The sequence below is a fragment of the Exiguobacterium sp. N5 genome (assembly GCF_025842465.1).
Classification (GTDB): Bacteria; Bacillota; Bacilli; order Exiguobacteriales; family Exiguobacteriaceae; genus Exiguobacterium; species Exiguobacterium profundum.
Window position 1 is genome coordinate 1,733,925 of the sequence record NZ_JAPAEP010000001.1, and the last position, 15,997, is coordinate 1,749,921.

20 protein-coding genes are annotated in these 15,997 nt (G+C 47.7%); 9 read left to right on the forward strand and 11 right to left on the reverse strand.

The window, feature by feature from the left end; translation table 11 throughout:
• Positions 1 to 65: 65 nt before the first annotated feature.
• The 3 genes from OKS35_RS08930 to OKS35_RS08940 are packed head-to-tail and all read left to right on the forward strand — an operon-like array spanning position 66 to position 1,620.
• Positions 66 to 347: a hypothetical protein gene (locus OKS35_RS08930; RefSeq protein WP_264092919.1), complete on the forward strand. Its 282-nt coding sequence runs from the start codon at positions 66 to 68 to the stop codon at positions 345 to 347.
• 5 nt (positions 348 to 352) lie between these two features.
• Positions 353 to 835, forward strand: coding sequence for a GNAT family N-acetyltransferase (locus OKS35_RS08935; protein WP_264092920.1), 483 nt, complete (start codon positions 353 to 355; stop codon positions 833 to 835).
• 50 nt (positions 836 to 885) lie between these two features.
• Positions 886 to 1,620, forward strand: a complete 735-nt coding sequence (locus OKS35_RS08940; RefSeq protein WP_211782289.1) for a polysaccharide deacetylase family protein — start codon at positions 886 to 888, stop codon at positions 1,618 to 1,620.
• Positions 1,621 to 1,692: 72 nt separating this feature from the next.
• On the opposite strand, the gene OKS35_RS08945 is transcribed toward OKS35_RS08940, so the two are convergent.
• Both OKS35_RS08945 and OKS35_RS08950 read right to left on the reverse strand, forming a co-directional pair.
• Complete coding sequence (locus OKS35_RS08945; protein WP_196431229.1) at positions 1,693 to 2,763, reverse strand: sensor domain-containing diguanylate cyclase; 1,071 nt, start codon at positions 2,761 to 2,763, stop codon at positions 1,693 to 1,695.
• A 156-nt stretch (positions 2,764 to 2,919) separates the two neighbouring features.
• Positions 2,920 to 3,438, reverse strand: a complete 519-nt coding sequence (locus OKS35_RS08950; RefSeq protein ID WP_159562924.1) for a dihydrofolate reductase family protein — start codon at positions 3,436 to 3,438, stop codon at positions 2,920 to 2,922.
• Between the two features lie 75 nt (positions 3,439 to 3,513).
• Between OKS35_RS08950 and OKS35_RS08955 the strand changes: the two genes are divergently transcribed.
• The gene (locus OKS35_RS08955; protein WP_264092921.1) at positions 3,514 to 4,404 is read left to right on the forward strand and encodes a helix-turn-helix transcriptional regulator; all 891 of its coding nucleotides are present in this window, start codon (positions 3,514 to 3,516) and stop codon (positions 4,402 to 4,404) included.
• Positions 4,405 to 4,480: 76 nt separating this feature from the next.
• The gene (locus OKS35_RS08960) at positions 4,481 to 5,425 is read left to right on the forward strand and encodes a peptidoglycan DD-metalloendopeptidase family protein (RefSeq protein WP_264092922.1); all 945 of its coding nucleotides are present in this window, start codon (positions 4,481 to 4,483) and stop codon (positions 5,423 to 5,425) included.
• Between the two features lie 33 nt (positions 5,426 to 5,458).
• Here the strand turns inward: OKS35_RS08960 and OKS35_RS08965 are convergent, their stop codons facing one another.
• The 6 genes from OKS35_RS08965 to OKS35_RS08990 form a co-directional block, all read right to left on the reverse strand.
• Positions 5,459 to 5,857, reverse strand: a complete 399-nt coding sequence (locus tag OKS35_RS08965) for a cytidine deaminase (RefSeq protein ID WP_074035820.1) — start codon at positions 5,855 to 5,857, stop codon at positions 5,459 to 5,461.
• 178 nt (positions 5,858 to 6,035) lie between these two features.
• A complete protein-coding gene (locus tag OKS35_RS08970) occupies positions 6,036 to 6,872 on the reverse strand; it encodes an ABC transporter ATP-binding protein (protein ID WP_196431233.1) in 837 nt (278 codons plus the stop codon).
• Positions 6,873 to 7,904 carry a FecCD family ABC transporter permease gene (locus tag OKS35_RS08975; protein ID WP_196431234.1) on the reverse strand — a complete coding sequence of 344 codons (1,032 nt, stop codon included), beginning with the start codon at positions 7,902 to 7,904 and terminating at the stop codon, positions 6,873 to 6,875. It abuts the gene before it with no gap.
• Entirely contained in the window at positions 7,901 to 8,902 is a 1,002-nt protein-coding gene (locus tag OKS35_RS08980) for a FecCD family ABC transporter permease (protein WP_370568609.1), read from the reverse strand. The genes OKS35_RS08975 and OKS35_RS08980 overlap by 4 nt, the downstream gene beginning before the upstream one ends.
• Positions 8,903 to 8,922: 20 nt before the next feature.
• On the reverse strand, positions 8,923 to 9,954 hold the full coding sequence (locus OKS35_RS08985; protein WP_168169901.1) for an iron-siderophore ABC transporter substrate-binding protein: 1,032 nt from the start codon (positions 9,952 to 9,954) through the stop codon (positions 8,923 to 8,925).
• Positions 9,955 to 10,109: 155 nt separating this feature from the next.
• Entirely contained in the window at positions 10,110 to 10,703 is a 594-nt protein-coding gene (locus OKS35_RS08990) for an FMN-binding negative transcriptional regulator (RefSeq protein WP_196431236.1), read from the reverse strand.
• A gap of 71 nt (positions 10,704 to 10,774) precedes the next feature.
• Between OKS35_RS08990 and OKS35_RS08995 the strand changes: the two genes are divergently transcribed.
• Positions 10,775 to 11,440, forward strand: coding sequence for a haloacid dehalogenase type II (locus OKS35_RS08995; protein WP_074035810.1), 666 nt, complete (start codon positions 10,775 to 10,777; stop codon positions 11,438 to 11,440).
• On the opposite strand, the gene OKS35_RS09000 is transcribed toward OKS35_RS08995, so the two are convergent.
• Positions 11,437 to 11,949, reverse strand: a complete 513-nt coding sequence (locus tag OKS35_RS09000; RefSeq protein ID WP_074035808.1) for a GNAT family N-acetyltransferase — start codon at positions 11,947 to 11,949, stop codon at positions 11,437 to 11,439. The two genes, OKS35_RS08995 and OKS35_RS09000, sit on opposite strands and share 4 nt — an antisense overlap.
• A 13-nt stretch (positions 11,950 to 11,962) precedes the next feature.
• Positions 11,963 to 12,415, reverse strand: a complete 453-nt coding sequence (locus OKS35_RS09005) for a MarR family transcriptional regulator (RefSeq protein WP_196431237.1) — start codon at positions 12,413 to 12,415, stop codon at positions 11,963 to 11,965.
• Between the two features lie 115 nt (positions 12,416 to 12,530).
• Between OKS35_RS09005 and OKS35_RS09010 the strand changes: the two genes are divergently transcribed.
• Together OKS35_RS09010 and OKS35_RS09015 are read left to right on the forward strand one after the other, a co-directional pair.
• Positions 12,531 to 12,887 carry a DUF2200 domain-containing protein gene (locus tag OKS35_RS09010; protein ID WP_012727286.1) on the forward strand — a complete coding sequence of 119 codons (357 nt, stop codon included), beginning with the start codon at positions 12,531 to 12,533 and terminating at the stop codon, positions 12,885 to 12,887.
• The gene (locus OKS35_RS09015; protein WP_159562934.1) at positions 12,884 to 13,333 is read left to right on the forward strand and encodes a DUF1801 domain-containing protein; all 450 of its coding nucleotides are present in this window, start codon (positions 12,884 to 12,886) and stop codon (positions 13,331 to 13,333) included. The genes OKS35_RS09010 and OKS35_RS09015 overlap by 4 nt, the downstream gene beginning before the upstream one ends.
• An 18-nt stretch (positions 13,334 to 13,351) precedes the next feature.
• Here the strand turns inward: OKS35_RS09015 and OKS35_RS09020 are convergent, their stop codons facing one another.
• A complete protein-coding gene (locus OKS35_RS09020; protein WP_196431238.1) occupies positions 13,352 to 15,061 on the reverse strand; it encodes a methyl-accepting chemotaxis protein in 1,710 nt (569 codons plus the stop codon).
• 203 nt (positions 15,062 to 15,264) lie between these two features.
• On the opposite strand from OKS35_RS09020, the gene OKS35_RS09025 reads away from it, so the two are divergent.
• Positions 15,265 to 15,906, forward strand: coding sequence for a TVP38/TMEM64 family protein (locus tag OKS35_RS09025; protein ID WP_078147622.1), 642 nt, complete (start codon positions 15,265 to 15,267; stop codon positions 15,904 to 15,906).
• Positions 15,907 to 15,997: the final 91 nt, after the last annotated feature.

Here is a 15,997-nt window from a genome sequence, read left to right on the forward strand (position 1 = left end):
TTCGTTTCATACATGGAAAGTAAGTGCGAGGTTGAACTGTCAACATTAGAGAAGGGATTGGTCAAATGGCGATCGCAATCGGATATCTCATTGCAGGTCTAGGCGCATTCGTGGCGTATTGGTTCAGTACAGGCGAAGCACGAAACACAAAATTGAAAATATGGGGAATCGCTCTTATGATTCCTATATCACCTGCCTTAGCCTTTTCATTCGGACTCTCCTACGCCATCAGTGTGCAGAACGGTTGGGCCGGATTGATCATGTGGTTGATTTTCCCTGCGATCTTCTTTAGTGGTCTTGCGCTTCTATTGGTCGGTCTATTCAAAAAAGAAAAGAAAGTCGTTTGAGCGATATGATGATCATACTCAAGACACCACGTTGCCTCATCCGCCCGTTCGAACGACAAGACATCGAGTCGTTCATGACCTATCGGAACGACTTGGACTGGATGAAGCATCAATCGTTCAAAGGGCTCACCCGTGAGGAATATGAAAACGTCCTACTCGGTGAACAATCGCTTCAACACGGCATGCAACTCGCCATCATCGACCAAGCGACCGAAGAATTGATTGGGGATGTCTACATCCAGCAAGAAGACCAGACATATTGGATTGGCTATACCATCGCACCTACACGAGCTCGCCAAGGCTATGCATTTGAAGTGATGTCGGGATTGATTCGTCACTTGACTGGTCAAGGAGCGAAAGAGTTCAAAGCCGGTGTGCATGGGACGAACACGGCATCGATCGCGCTATTGAAGAAATTGAAATTCACCTTTTTCGCGACAGAACTTGACGAACAAATTTATCGTCTCGATGTCTCGGACATATGGTAAAGTATGTATCACATGTCACTTGGTTTTGATTTGAGGGAGTTTTGAATGGAATGATGAAACGCGTTCTTTTACTCATGTCGATCTTTCTATTGATTGGGTCTTTGTCTCAGGCTGCGATCCCGGATCCGAAGGCCTATAACGACCCGAGTCTTATCTATTTGACGCTCGATGATGGACCGAACTGGAAAACGGGAAAGCTACTCGATGTCTTGAAGAAACATCAAGTGAAGGCAACCTTCTTCATCCTCGGGAAGAATATCGAAGGAAATGAGCATCTGCTTCATCGCATGATTGCGGAAGGTCACCTGATTGCCTTACACGGGATGCGGCACGAACGGGATGAATTTTATGAAACACCGTTGACGGCCGTACGTCAGATGCAGGAAGTACAAGCACTTATCTATGAAGTGACAGGCATTCATACGAACATGGCCCGGACGATTTACGGGAGCGACGCCGGCATGACACCCGCACACTGGCAGGCGATGACCGATGCCGGTTTTGAAATATGGGATTGGAACGTCGGCAGTCTCGACCATGTATATAAGAAAGACAATGCACGCGTCGAACAACGCGTATTCGACCTCCTCGAAGCGAATCGTACGGCGAATATTGCTTCCATCATTTTGGCGCACGATCACTCGATGACACCGAAAGCACTTGATACAATCATCCGTTATGCGAAAGAACGAGATTATGAATTCCGGACCTTAGAAGGTGCCCACCCGGTTCACAACTTTTCCGATGTGTGGGAACCGCATTTAAGCGAACGAGCGACCCCATGACTGCAGATCATCTTAATGGTCTGCAGTTTTTATACAATCCAAAAGCGTATCGGGATGACCGACACGCTTTGTTTATCCAACTATAGTTTCCGTCACATGTGTACGATTTCTACCACTATTTTTCGCCTGATATAAACAATCATCTGCCAGACGAATCATCTCACGTAGATTCTCGCTCTTTCCGTTCGCAATCCCAATCGAAACGGATAACTGAATTTTTTGTTGATCGAGTAGCTTGAACTCATGTTTCGATATGCTGTGTCTAATCCGCTCCGCTACGTTGACCACCTCGCTCTGAGAAAGCATTGGAATCAAAATACCAAATTCTTCTCCACCGATCCGTGCTTTAATGTCTTGATTCCTTGTTTCTCGGTGCAAGAGTTCTGCAAATTGTTTCAATACCTCGTCGCCGTTCGCATGACCATATTGATCGTTGATTTGTTTGAAGTGGTCAATATCTAAAATCAATACATTACATGTCGTATATTGTCCTTTGAACTTTTTCATCTGCATCTCCCATGCTCGACGGTTTGCCAGACCCGTCAAATGGTCGGTTTCCGCTGAAACTTTATACTCTCTCACACGGTGATGGATGAGATATAGATCAATATTCAGCATGGTGATCAACAATCCGATTGGGAAACTGATCATTGTAACCAACAACGCGACATCGAGAGCACGTTCCGTAAAACCGCCTCCGACAAGAATCCCCATTGCTGCAACTAAACATGTCCACACGTTCAACGTAAGACCGAATTGGAAAAGCCGCTTCTGTAGCCAGACGATTCGATATGTCAGGATCGTCCCGATCACCATCGTAAAGAGGGCGACACATGCCACAATCGAGTAAAAGTCGATACCGTAGCTGAATCGGTGAATCGACATGATTGTAGCTGCGATAAACAACGGAGAGACCAAACGATAAAACCCGAGTAAAAGGAGGACGAGAAAACGAAAATCAATTTTTACCGCATTCTCAAATTCAATACTTTGCGTGATTAAAAAAATCCCGAAACATCCCGAGAGCACACCGATGATGAATTTTTGGATGTGCACATGTCTCGTATGATAGTTCATGATCTTCGAGATGAAATAGATGCCAGTAAAAGAAATACACGAATTGGCGATTAGACTCATGAACATTAGTTGGTCCCCTTCACATTTGTCATGTCACTTCCACTCTCTACATATATCCAATTTCCATCATCAACTAACATGCTAAGGTGTAAAAAATTCTACAAAATGAATATTTTTCCTTATTATAAAAAAATCGAGTCCACATGTGGACTCGATGCTCACTTATCGTTCATATGTCACCATCACAAATTGACCGGAGGCGTGGTGACTCGTCAGTCGAAGTTTCGTCTCTTTAGTACCTTCTGGGAAAAGAGGGATTCCCTCTCCTAACACGACCGGCGCAATCGCAATCTCATAACGATCAATCAAGTCATGCTCCATCGCGGCTTTGATGACTTCCCCACCACCGATGAGCCAAATATCTTGATCAACTTCTTGCTTTAACCGATTGATGAGTTCTTTGATTGGTTCGTCTGTGAATGTGACATGCTCGGCCTCACGGTTAGCCTGACGTGTCAAAATGTAGTTCGGGATGTCTTTGTATGGATACATTCCCTCTTCTAACTTCAACACTTCCTCATACGTCTTCCGTCCCATGATGACAGCACCAACGGTCTTGAAAAATTCAGCATAGCCGTTGTCCCCATCCCCCTCGACAGCGAATAACCAATCGAGTTGGTCGTTTGACCGAGCAATCTTTCCGTCTAAACTCATCGCAATATATAACACTACATTCGGCATCCTGTTTTCCTCCTTGATTCGTGATACATTCAGTTTAATCAATAAACACGACAAAATATGACGGGAATGATTCGAATGAGAAAAAGACATTTACAATTGATTCGGCTACTCAATCATGGACGACGCTTCACGGCTGAAGAACTGGCTCAGGAGACAGGCGCCTCCACCCGGACGATTCAACGGGACATGCTATCGCTTGAAGAGCTCGGTTATCCGATTTGGAGCGTACCTGGAATCGGCGGAGGATATGAGATGTTGCCGAATCGTTTATTGCCCCCGCTCCATCTCCGCGAACAAGAAGCCGTTGCGCTCTATCTCACGCTCAAATGGATGGAACACATCCCTGACGTGCCATTTGGGGATATACGAAGTACATTGTCCGACTGGTATGTGAACGAGTTGCCGCACGACCTCGCAGAGAAGATTAGCCGATTGGAGCGAAACATCCTGTGGCTCGGGAACAAACAAATTCCCAAAGCGCCGTTCACGAAAGAAATCTATCAGGCGGTCGAACGTCGAAACAAGATGAAGATGACCTATCGGACGATGAACGGGCAACGCACGTTCACCGTTGCACCAGTCGGTATGGCACTCCTTGATTTGAAGTGGTACGTTTTCGGGCTCTCCGAACTGGGGCTTCGGCAATATCGGATTGATCGCATCGAGGCGGTCCACGTGCTTGAGGAACCGTTTGAGTCCGAGGATTTGATGAGCGTATTGCAGACAAGTGATGAACGAAACGGTGTGACCGTTCGACTCGACCTCACCCCACTCGGTCGCCGTTTGCTTGAAGATGTATTACCCGATATCGATGAATTGAATGAGTGGGAAGTCCCGAAAGAAGAGCTGTCATTTTTATCGAGGCAGCTATTGAAAGCCGGAGCGGAAGTGGAGGTCAAAGCGCCAAGCGCATTGCGGGAGATGATGAAGGAGCATGCGGAACGCTTGATGCAGCGATATATGTAATTTTTGGTGATGATCACGAAACATTTATAAATTTTCGTCCGTATAATAACCAACACTCAACAAAGGCGGTATAGATATGCGTCACGCGTACAAACAGTTCATCCAACTATTCAAATCGGGTCAGTTCGATGACATTTATCATCAGACGAGCGACTCATTCAAATCTCAGTATTCCATGGATGCCTTTCATCGGCAGGCGTCCGCTTTCCATCACGGCATTCGGCGCTATCGCCTGCTCAATGAAATGGTGTTGAACGGGAATCGGTATGTATTATGGTCGGATTCTCGAAAAGAAAAGTTATTGTACGTCCAATTCAATCACGCGAATGAGATCGCATCCATTCAGATGACTGTCACATCCTCTTCAAAGGAGACTAATCCTTTCACGAAAAACAAATACCATCTCCCATTCAAAGAAGAGTGGTTCGTCGTCTCCGAAGGGACAACCCTCGGAACTTATCATCATGATCCAACCCGAAAAAAGCGTGATGGTTATGACTTTTTGAAAACACAAGAGCAACAACCTTACAATCGTAGAAAAATCGGGATGGACGGCTCGTATGCGTTTGGGGAACGAGTGATTGCTCCATTACACGGGACGATTCATCAAGTCGTGGATGGGTTGTCAGACGAACTAGATGCTGATCATCCATTCGGTAATCACGTCATCATTCAACATGCGAACGATGAATATTGCCTTCTCGCCCATCTTGAGAATGGTTCCATTGCCGTGAATGTGGGAGATACGGTCAAAACCAAACAGTTGATTGGGCGCTGTGGGCGCTCCGGAATTACGCCTGAGCCACGCTTGCATATGCGTGTCATGTATCACCCGGATGTGGACAGCGCGACCGCCCTCCCGATTCAATGGAAAGGTCGATTGCGACCTATGCGTGGAAAAGTAGTCACTTCCCGCGAGGAAGAAGGATGGTCGTATGGGATTGCAGCCCTCGATTTTTCAGAACTGCTCCTTTATGTTGTTCAAGCCATTCCGCGATTATTTTTTCGCTTTTTTGGATAAGAAAACCCCTCAGGAATCTGAGGGGGTTCAACATCACATATCCAAATCAGTGAACGCGAGCGGGACAAGTTCTCCAAGCGTCACTTCTTTCACATCGGCGTTGCCGTTCGTGAGGAGTACTTTGAAGTCAGGATCGCCGAACTCGACCATGACTTGGCGGCAGATGCTACATGGTGGCAAGAAGTCTTCCGTGTCCCCAGACACGGCAACCGCTTCGAAGTCACCTTTTTTGTATCCTTGAGCGACCGCTGTGAAGATGGCCGTACGCTCCGCACAGTTCGTTGCTCCGAACGAGACGTTCTCGACGTTGACGCCGTCGATGACCGTACCGTCTTTCATGAGAAGTGCCGCACCGACGCGGAACTTCGAATATGGTGAATACGCATTGTCTTTCAATTGGCGTGCGCGCTCGACTAATTGTTGTTGGTTCATCTTAAGTCATTCCTCTCGAATATCGAATGAACTGATGCCAGTCCCCGTGCCTCTCATTTTGGGCAGGATTTATAGCATACACCCGCCTCAAAGAGAAGTCAATGACTTTTTACAAACGCTTTCATGGATAAACAAAAAAAGAAGGAGCGCTCGCCCCTTCTTGACTCTCTATACGTGGTCACACCAATTCAAGCTGCGCGACAGCCGCCTCTTCCGTTTCAGTCTGCACGTGATGACGCCCAATCGGAATAACGGAAGGTGAACCCGATACCGGGTCACACATGACCGAACAGCGGAGGTTGAAGACACGATGGATCAAATCACACGTGATGACGTTCGATGGCTTCCCTTCGGCAATCAACTTCCCTTTGTCAAGCGCGAAGATATAGTCCGCATAACGTGCCGACAAGTTGATATCGTGCAACACCATGACAATTGTCGTCCCGTACTTTCGATTCAAGTCCGTCAACAAATCGAGAATCTCGACCTGATACGTGATATCGAGATACGTCGTCGGCTCGTCTAAAAAGAGCACGTCCGTCTGTTGAGCCAGTGCCATCGCAATCCAGACGCGTTGGCGCTGTCCGCCTGACAACTCGTCGATGGGACGATCCGCGAACTCCGTAATGTTCATCATCTCCATCGCCTCGGCGACAGCTTCGTAATCGGCTTTCGTCCACCCCTTTAAGAACGATTGATGCGGGTAACGACCACGACCGACAAGATCGGCGACCGTGATTCCTTCCGGTACGACCGGGGACTGTGGCAACATCCCGAGGACACGCGCTAGCTTTTTCGGTGCCATTTTCGAAATCGGCTTATCGTAAAGCGTCACTTGACCGGCAGTCGGTTTGATGAGGCGTGCCATCGTCTTCAGGAGTGTCGACTTCCCGCAACCGTTCGCACCGATGATGATGCTGATTTGATTGCTCGGAATTTCAAGGCTGATATCGTTCAAAATCATCTTGTCCTCGTATCCTGAGGTGAGATGTTCCACTTTCATAATGGATGCCATTTAGAAGTCCCCTTTCTGGTTCATCCGGATCAACAAGTATAAGAGATAAGGCGCGCCGATGATGCCGGTGATGACACCGACCGGATAGCGTGCCGTGAAGGCGAATTGTCCGACGAGGTCGGCCGCTAGTACTAAGATGATGCCGACAAGCGCTGCCGGCAAGATTCCCGCGTGGCTCGTTCCGACGAGCCGTTTGGCAATCGGTCCTGCCAAGAAGGCAATAAACGCAATCGGTCCCGTTGTCGCTGTTGCAAGGGCGAGCATGAATACTGCCGCCACAATGAGTAGAAGTCTGGTCTGGTTCGTGTTGATGCCAAGCCCTGTCGCCGCCATTTCTCCGAGCTCGAGCATTTCAAGCTGACGGGTGAGTAACAGTACAATCGGTAAACAGATGAGTACCGTGATGATTAAAGGTGGCAACTCCTCAAGTTTCGCCCCATTTAAACTTCCTGTCAACCACCGCATCGCCATCGCGACATCGTTTTGTCGGCTGATGAGCAATAGATAATTGATGACAGCTGTTAGCATCGCTTGAATCCCAATTCCAACTAACACCAAACGACCGATGGAGAAAGCCGCCCCTTTGGATAGAAAATAGATGACCAGCACGGTGACGAGCCCACCGATAATCGAAGCGATCGAGATTATCGCTTCACTCGATTGTAGGACGACGATACAGAAGACAGCCGCCGCACTGGACCCCGTTGTGATCCCAATGACATTTGGATTGGCAAGCGGATTTCGAAGCATCGTTTGGAAAATCGTTCCCGCGGTACCAAATGCTGCACCGGCAAAGACACCAGCGAGCATACGTGGTAGACGCAATACTTCAACGGCGAACGTCGCCCCTTTTACGTCTTCCCCGAGCAAGACGCGGATGACATCCTGAACCGGATAAATCGTATTGCCCAACATGAGCATCAACCCGCTCAATGCTACCGCTATGATGGTCAAAAGAAGCGTCATCCCGACATAGCGACGGCGTCGCTTCATGCGACCTTGTCTGATTTGTTCAATCGCTGGTTGCATCATAGTCCTCTTACTTTCACTTTCATTGTCAATAGAATCAAGATCGGTGCCCCGATGAACGCCGTCACAATCCCGACCTCAAGTTCACCCGGACTTCCAAGCAAACGTCCCATGACATCCGAGAAGGTCAAGATGATGGCACCTGCTAAGGCAGACATCGGCATGAGGTAGCGTTGGTCAGGACCGAGCACGAGTCGAATCAAATGTGGGGCGAGAAGTCCGATAAACCCAATCGGTCCAGCGAGTGCAGTCGCAGCCCCACACAGAATCACGCCTGCGAACGAGGCGGTCAACTTCAATGTCCCCGTCCGAACACCAAGACTCTTCGCCATCTCCTCCCCGAGCGCAAGTGCGTTCAAGGAAGGTGCGGTCACTACCGCAATCACGAGACCGATTAGAAGAAACGGTAAAAATGTATAAATCGAATCCAGATTTCCCGCACCGACACTCCCTACTTGCCAAAAGCGGAACTGGTCCATGACGTTTGAGCGTGGAATCATAAGAGCCATGACGAGCGACGATAATGCTGCACTTGTCGCCGCTCCCGCCAAGACGAGTTTGAGCGGGGTCGCCCCTCCCCTTCCGAGTGAACCGATGCCGAAAACGAAAATGGCCGTCAATAGCGCCCCAACGAGCGCAAACCAGATGAACGCACTCGCCGTCGCGATGTTGAAGAATGCGATGCCGATGACGACGGCGAGCGCTGCTCCCGTGTTGACCCCAAGAATACTCGGGTCAGCGATTGGGTTACGCGTCACCGACTGCATGAGTGCACCCGCCACACCGAGTGCTGCGCCACACATAAAACTGAAAATTGTCCGGACGACCCGCTCCCGGACAATATCTGCCTCATACGACTGAACAGCCGGACGGAATAAACCGTCCAGCAGTTCATTCCACCCGACTGTTCGAGAGCCGAAGGCAAGGGATGCCACGATGCATAGCACCGTCAGTACGAGCGTCCCAACTAACAGGAGCGGGAAGTACTTCGGGGTATGCATCTGTTTCACCTGATTTTGCATCATTTTACTTTCGCAAGGGCATCCGATACGCGTGAAACGTACTCATCAATCGTATATTCAATCGAGAGTGGCGTCGGTGTTCCAGCCGCTGCGAGTGGCGTATTGTCTTCAATCAATACGACCGATCCGCGTTCGATGGCTGGTACTTTACTGTAGAGCGGGTCTGCTTGAAGCGCCTTCAACGTGTCTTCATTTCCGTATGTGACGAAGATGTCGACGTCGTTCAAAATGTCGGCGTTCTCTTTGCTGAGCTCGAGATAGAAGCTATTTGCTTTTTCAGCTTCGTCGACAATGTTTTGTGGGTACTCCATGCCGAGTTCTTCGATGAAGGCACCACGAGGATCACCTGTTGTATAGATATAGAATTTTGAAAGATCTTCTGCGCTCATCGAGACGAAAGCGGCTTTCTTTCCAGCAATCTCAGGAACGGCTGTCGCTTTGTCAGTAATCAACTGCTCCGTGTCTTTGATTAACTGTTCGCCTTCTTCACCAAGTCCCATTGCGAGTGAGTCATAACGAACCATGTCTTGCCATGAGGTGACCCAAGGTGTTTCTTGATATGCCACGACCGGTGCGATTTGGCTAAGCGTGTCATAGTCTTCTTGCGTGATGCCTGAGTAGGCGGCCAAGATGACATCGGGATTTGAATCTGCGATTGCTTCAAAGTCTAATCCGTCCGTGTCTTGATAGATGTTCGGGTTCTCTTCGCCAAGCGCTGTCAACTTCTCTGCTGTCCATGGGAGCATCCCGCTATCATCTTGGACACCGTAGTTCGCAGCTGAAAATCCGACCGGTACGACATCGAGTGCAAGTGCGACGTCATGGTTTCCCCACGAAATCGTTGCGACACGCTCTGGTTTTTCTTCGATGACAGTCTCACCGAACGCATGCTCGATTGTGATTGGATATCCTTCTGCTGACTCTTCCGTCCCTTCGTTCGTGGAAGCGTTCTCAGCTTCTTCCGAACCACAGCCGGCTAAGATGAGTGCAAACGCTGAAGCAAAAATAAACATATGTAACCACTTCTTCATTGTCTTGTTCACGTGTTTCTTCTCCTTTTTCAACTTCTCTATTTTCTCGATACTGATAATCATTATCAGTTATGAGTATAGACTTGCTATTCCTTCGTGTCAACTGCTATTCGATATAGAAAAATGAAAAAACCTGTCGTTTTAGGACAGGTTTATCAGGACTTTCGATGTTGTCGCATGACGTCCGCGATCGGTTCATCTTGTTTTTCAAGCTCCGATACGATCCGTTCATGGTCCACGTCGTTTCGGTTTTGGCTTAACTTGAACGTCGCCTGCATATCGGTGATGTCGATCCGAAACCCGACGACACCGTTCATTTGTCGCTTCACCGGTTCGGATAATGCATCCCAACGCACCGCATGCTCACGTTCGCCTTCATGCTCGTGAAGTAATCCGGCTAGTTCCTCAACCAACTCGCTTTCATTGAGAATCGTCGCACGTCCATACACGTGTATGGCTTGATAGTTCCATGTCGAGACGTCCTCATGGCCATACCATGACGCTGACACGTAAGCACTTGGTCCTTGAAAGATGACAAGAACGGTTTGATCTTCAATTGTTCGCCACTGCGGATTCGCTTTTGCGACATGGGTCGTCAGTTGACCGTTCGCCTCATCGAATCGTAACGGGACGTGCGTCGCAATCGGCTTATCCCCGTCATGCGTCACAATCGTGCCGAACGGATTGGCATGAAGAAATGTATAAATCTCTGCTCGCTCTGTGACGGAATATTGTTTTGGAATATACATGTCGAACCCCCTTTCTCCTATTATATTCTGAACAAGACGGGTATAACGACACAGAAGGAGGGATGTTATTTATGAAACCAACGATTAAAGCCATCGTCTTTGACGTATACGGCACCTTATTCGACGTCCATTCGGTGAAGGATGCCTGTGAACAAGAGTTCCCTGAAAAGGGAGCAGCCATCAGCCAAGTGTGGCGGACGAAACAACTTGAGTATTTCTTTTGGCGGCACATGATGGGACGCTATGAAGATTTCGATACAGTGACCCGGGACGCACTCCGTTACGCATTAGCCGTGCATGACGCACCATTCACAAAGGAAATCGAACAACGTCTGACTGCATCGTATGCGCACCTCACCCCGTATAAGGAGATCGAATCGGTCCTAAAAGAGATGCATGACGTGAAGACCGTCATTCTCTCAAACGGGACGGACGAGATGCTTAAGGCATTGCTTCACAACGCCGGTCTCACCGATTATTTTGATGAGGTTGTCAGCGTCGACGGCATCAAACAACCTAAACCGACGCCTGCCGCCTACATGAATTGGTTCAAAACGTCTGGTCTTCGTCGTGACGAGGTGCTCTTCTTATCGTCGAACGGATGGGACATCGCCGGGGCGAAAAACTTTGGCTTCCATGCGGTCTGGATCAATCGGAATGACTTACCATTTGAAGCATTTGATATAGAACCAGATGCCATCTATCCGAACTTGAACAACTTGTCAGAATGGCTTTAGTCCGTGAACGGCCTCATGAAAATGAGGTCGTTTTGTGCATCCTCTCCCATAAAGAATGTGTGGACACCCGTTTGTCCGAACCCGTTTCGTCGATAAAATTGAATCGCTCTTTCATTGTGTTCCCATACGCCGAGCCACATCTTTCGTTTGTGTAGTTCCTTCGTCAATTCGGTTGCTTGAGTAAATAACGCTTTCCCCACCCCTTGACCTTGAAATGCTTCTAATACGTAGATTCGTTCGATTTCAATCGCATCTTCGCCCATCGGTTCAGATTGAGCATCGCGTACGTTCACTTTCAAATAGCCTGCCAACTCACCTTTTACATGTGCAAAATAAAAATAAGAATCAGGATGTGCCAACTCATGCTGCAACTGCTCAGGCGCATACGCTTTTTCTAAGTAAGCGTTCAAATGTTCTTCTGTGTTGTGACGTGCGAACGTCTCCGTAAATGTCTGGATGCTAATGTGACGTAAGGCTTCTACGTCTGTCACTTTTGAGATTTCAATCATGTTCTCGCTCCTCTCAGTATTCTCGATACTTGCCTTTCTTCACTTCGGTCCAATCTGTTTCAACATTACGTCGTACTTTTTCCAAAAGGCGTAACAACTCCTCACTTTCTTTCTCGTCGAATCCTGATAATGCGACCGATGTAGAATATTCGTGTTCGCGAATGATGAGCGGGTACAATACCTCTCCTTTCTCCGTCACGTATAAACGTCTGATTTTCTGATTATCAAGATCTGGTCGCCTCTCAATCCATCCTTCTTGCTCCAGTTTCTTGATGGCACGTGCGGCGGTCGTCCTGTCTACCTTAATCAACTCTGCTAGCCGTTCTTGAATGATACCTGGGTGTTCAAAAATCCTAACGATGTACAAGTACTTCCCTTTTTCTAAACCGAGTGCCTTGAATTCAATGTTGCTGATTGAATCGAGGGCACGCGCAATCATCCCGATCTCTCGTAAATGGTCATGCATCATGAGACACCTCTGCTTTTTTGTTGCAAATGCAACAAAATACTTTATATAAGCGTATCGTAATTTGTGAGAGAATGGAAGTAAGAATTTTCGCTAAGAAGGAGATGAATGAAAGATGGGTCACCGAATCTATACCACGAGTTTCGCGAGCGTTTATCCACTCTACGTCGCCAAAGCCGAACGCAAAGGACGGACGAAGGAAGAAGTCGACACCATCATCGAATGGTTGACCGGTTACGATGAGACCGGACTCGAACGTCAGATAGCCAATCAAGTCGATTTTGATACGTTTTTCGCTTCAGCACCTCGTCTGAATGAAGACCGCGCCCTCATCAAAGGTGTCGTCTGTGGGGTTCGTGTCGAGAACGTTGAAGAACCACTCATGCGTGAGATCCGTTATTTGGACAAACTCATCGATGAGTTGGCAAAAGGAAAGAAAATGGAGAAGATCTTACGAGGAGGCGAATCATGATGGATGTGACGGCACTCGTCGACGAGGCACGGCTCGATTCATTTATTCATCTGCTCGAGGTCATCGATGATCATTTACCTGGCGGATTTGAAAAAACGACGGACGGACATGGTGTCCATTACGTCGTTCCACTCGATCGATATCCGTCCGGGTATCATGTCACACCGGGGACGCCACTACCGTTTATCAGTGTAATCGCGCAAAAGCGCCATGTCGGACTGTATCACATGGGCATTTACGCCGACCCTGAACTACTCGCTTGGTTCGAACGGGAGTATGCGAGTCGTGTCCCGACGAAACTTGATATGGGGAAAAGCTGTATCCGTTTCAATAACGTGAAGCGAATCCCGTTTGACTTGGTCGGAGAACTCGTCGAGAAGATGACTGTCGAGGAATGGATTCAGCACTACGAAGGACAACGAAATAATAAAAAAGAGTCCGACTAATTTTCGGACTCTTTTCATTTACACAGTAAATCGATTCGTCATCTCTCGCATCTCATCCGCCATATTCGATAATTCTTGAGCGGCTGCCGTAATTTCTTCCATTGATGCCATCTGTTCTTCAGTAGCTGCTGATGTGTTCTCTGTTTCTGTGGCAGTCGATTCAGTAATTCCTTGAATCTCATTCACAGAGTTCAACACTTCTGTCGCTCCCGCCGCCATTTCTTGTACAGCACTGGACACTTCTTCTATTTGTTGCCCGACTTCTTCAATGGCCACTTTAATTTCATCAAACGCAACACCTGTCTGCCGCACGTTCGTCACACTCTGTCCCATATCACCTTCTACGACATGCATCGTCTCTACGGCATGCTTTGTTTCTGTCTGTGTATGATGAATTAGAGAGGAAATTTGTTTGGTCGCATCGGCTGATTCTTCCGCAAGTTTTCGTACTTCTGCAGCAACGACTGCAAACCCACGTCCCTGATCTCCTGCGCGCGCTGCCTCGATTGCTGCATTTAATGCAAGTAAGTTCGTTTGCTCTGCAATTCCTGAAATGGTCCCACTGATTGTACCAATCTCTTGAGAACGAGTATTAAGCTGCTCAATGACTTGTTGCAACGTCTTCACTTTTTCATTCATCGCTTCAAGCTGATGTTCAAGCGTTTCGATTAGCTCATTCCCTGATTGTACTTTGTCCAATGCCCCTTCCGATAATACAGTCATCTGTTGAGCACGATCAGAGACTTGGTGAATGCCATTCGTCAATTCTGAAAGGGTACCATTTGAAGACTTGACCCGTTTCAACTGATGGAGTGAACCCGAAGCGATTTCTTCCATCGTCACAGCTACCATCTCTGTCGCTTTTGTCGTTTCTTCTACGTTATTTTTCAAATCGTCCGATGAAGTCGCCACACGCCCAGCAGTCGAAGTCACTCCACCAATCAACTCTCGTAAACTTTCTTTCATCTGATTGAATGACTGTGCGAGCGCCCCGATTTCATCGCGTGATGTGTATGTGCTATTGACTGTCAAATCCCCTTCACCGGCACGACTCATCAATACGTTCAATTCTTTCACCGGACCAACCACAAGGCGCGTGATGTAGACGCCTAATCCAATTGAAAGCGCAGCTCCCAAAATGACAAGACCCCAAAAGATAAACACAGCACGCTCTCGATCAGACCGCATCGTATCACTGGCCGTTTCCGCATCCACATTCAACTGATCCATAACTTCTTTCGCTGTCTCAACAAGCGCAAGTCGAATTGGTCGTAATTCTGTTCCATATTGTCGGTAAGCAGATTCATTTTCATTTCGTAATGCAGGTTGCAATACGACGTCTATGCTTTCCAAATATGCGTTCGTCTCCTCATTCAACTTTTCGATTCGACTCATTAATTCAGGATCTTCTGTCGAAATCGAATCATTAAATACTTCGAGATCGGTAACCATACTCTCCCGACGCTCTTCAATATTTTTTTGTAACTCTTCATTTCGAGCACTTTCGGTCGTCAACATTAGTTCTAACAAGTGACTGTCGATTGCACGATTATCGGTTCTCAACTGTCCAATGGCACGAATCGGAATCAATCTCTCTTCGTATATCTTTTCTCCGGCATCAGCCATTCTTCCAATCAACACATGACTTAACATTGAAATCATGACGAGTGTCACAACGAATAATGAAATCAATACGGTAAACTTCTTAGACATGCTTAAATTTTTCATCATTTTCCCTCCCATTCTATTTATCGTGTCGAATTTGTGAAAAATGAAGCAATGTTTAGAAAGCATTGACCTAAGTTTCGATTCGGATAGCTGCCTCTTTGCTCCATCTCGTTACACCTTTTGTAAGCCGGCTCGCATTTATGTTGCATGGAGATGCAGTATAATAACATCAGATACATTCGGTTACGAAAGGAGCGGACAACTTGTCACGACCACTCAAACTCACACTCTTTCTTCTCGTGTTTGGATCTTTGTTCTATATCACCCATTTCCACTATGAGTTGCGTCCGTCTGACATCCGGGACATCGTCTTGTCATTCGGATTTTGGGGTCCACTCTTCTTTATTTTTCTTTATGCCATCGGTCCGGTCGCATTTTTACCGACATCCGTCCTCTCGCTCGGAGCCGGACTCGCGTTCGGCGTATGGCCAGGTGTCCTCTATATCATTATTGGTGCAACTGCTGCTGCGACGACCGGTTATGTGATGGGGCGTTTTTTCGGACGCTCAGTCATCAACGTCGACCGCTATCCATGGTCAGAGAAACTGTTCACACAAATGGAGCGTCGTGGCTTTTTATATGTATTTGTCCTCCGGCTCATCCCGCTCGTCAGTTTCGACTTACTTAGTTATGCCGGTGGAATCTCACGTGTTCGCTTCCGCGCCTTCGTACCGGCGACCGTGCTCGGCATGATCCCAGGTACGTTCGCCTACAGCTTCCTCGGGGCGAGCCTCGCCTCAGGCAGTGTCACCACGATTTTCATTGCCGCGCTCGTCTTCGTCGGCTTGATTGTCGTGACGTACATCTTCCGAGAACCGGTTAAAAAATGGCTTGGATTGAATTGAAATTTTATGAGAGAGAGCATTATGCTCTTTTTTTTGTGCCTTGAACATGTAATTCATATAAACTTCTATACTATTCATCCGATATGTATAG

What these genes read in the sequence shown, in the direction of transcription:
- OKS35_RS08930 (WP_264092919.1), top strand. Translation starts at nt 66, where the DNA reads ATGGCGATCGCAATCGGATATCTCATTGCAGGTCTAGGCGCATTCGTG.
- OKS35_RS08935 (WP_264092920.1), top strand. Translation starts at nt 353, where the DNA reads ATGATGATCATACTCAAGACACCACGTTGCCTCATCCGCCCGTTCGAA.
- OKS35_RS08940 (WP_211782289.1), top strand. Translation starts at nt 886, where the DNA reads ATGATGAAACGCGTTCTTTTACTCATGTCGATCTTTCTATTGATTGGG.
- OKS35_RS08945 (WP_196431229.1), bottom strand. Translation starts at nt 2,763, where the DNA reads ATGTTCATGAGTCTAATCGCCAATTCGTGTATTTCTTTTACTGGCATC.
- OKS35_RS08950 (WP_159562924.1), bottom strand. Translation starts at nt 3,438, where the DNA reads ATGCCGAATGTAGTGTTATATATTGCGATGAGTTTAGACGGAAAGATT.
- OKS35_RS08955 (WP_264092921.1), top strand. Translation starts at nt 3,514, where the DNA reads ATGAGAAAAAGACATTTACAATTGATTCGGCTACTCAATCATGGACGA.
- OKS35_RS08960 (WP_264092922.1), top strand. Translation starts at nt 4,481, where the DNA reads ATGCGTCACGCGTACAAACAGTTCATCCAACTATTCAAATCGGGTCAG.
- OKS35_RS08965 (WP_074035820.1), bottom strand. Translation starts at nt 5,857, where the DNA reads ATGAACCAACAACAATTAGTCGAGCGCGCACGCCAATTGAAAGACAAT.
- OKS35_RS08970 (WP_196431233.1), bottom strand. Translation starts at nt 6,872, where the DNA reads ATGGCATCCATTATGAAAGTGGAACATCTCACCTCAGGATACGAGGAC.
- OKS35_RS08975 (WP_196431234.1), bottom strand. Translation starts at nt 7,904, where the DNA reads ATGATGCAACCAGCGATTGAACAAATCAGACAAGGTCGCATGAAGCGA.
- OKS35_RS08980 (WP_370568609.1), bottom strand. Translation starts at nt 8,902, where the DNA reads ATGCATACCCCGAAGTACTTCCCGCTCCTGTTAGTTGGGACGCTCGTA.
- OKS35_RS08985 (WP_168169901.1), bottom strand. Translation starts at nt 9,954, where the DNA reads ATGAAGAAGTGGTTACATATGTTTATTTTTGCTTCAGCGTTTGCACTC.
- OKS35_RS08990 (WP_196431236.1), bottom strand. Translation starts at nt 10,703, where the DNA reads ATGTATATTCCAAAACAATATTCCGTCACAGAGCGAGCAGAGATTTAT.
- OKS35_RS08995 (WP_074035810.1), top strand. Translation starts at nt 10,775, where the DNA reads ATGAAACCAACGATTAAAGCCATCGTCTTTGACGTATACGGCACCTTA.
- OKS35_RS09000 (WP_074035808.1), bottom strand. Translation starts at nt 11,949, where the DNA reads ATGATTGAAATCTCAAAAGTGACAGACGTAGAAGCCTTACGTCACATT.
- OKS35_RS09005 (WP_196431237.1), bottom strand. Translation starts at nt 12,415, where the DNA reads ATGCATGACCATTTACGAGAGATCGGGATGATTGCGCGTGCCCTCGAT.
- OKS35_RS09010 (WP_012727286.1), top strand. Translation starts at nt 12,531, where the DNA reads ATGGGTCACCGAATCTATACCACGAGTTTCGCGAGCGTTTATCCACTC.
- OKS35_RS09015 (WP_159562934.1), top strand. Translation starts at nt 12,884, where the DNA reads ATGATGGATGTGACGGCACTCGTCGACGAGGCACGGCTCGATTCATTT.
- OKS35_RS09020 (WP_196431238.1), bottom strand. Translation starts at nt 15,061, where the DNA reads ATGAAAAATTTAAGCATGTCTAAGAAGTTTACCGTATTGATTTCATTA.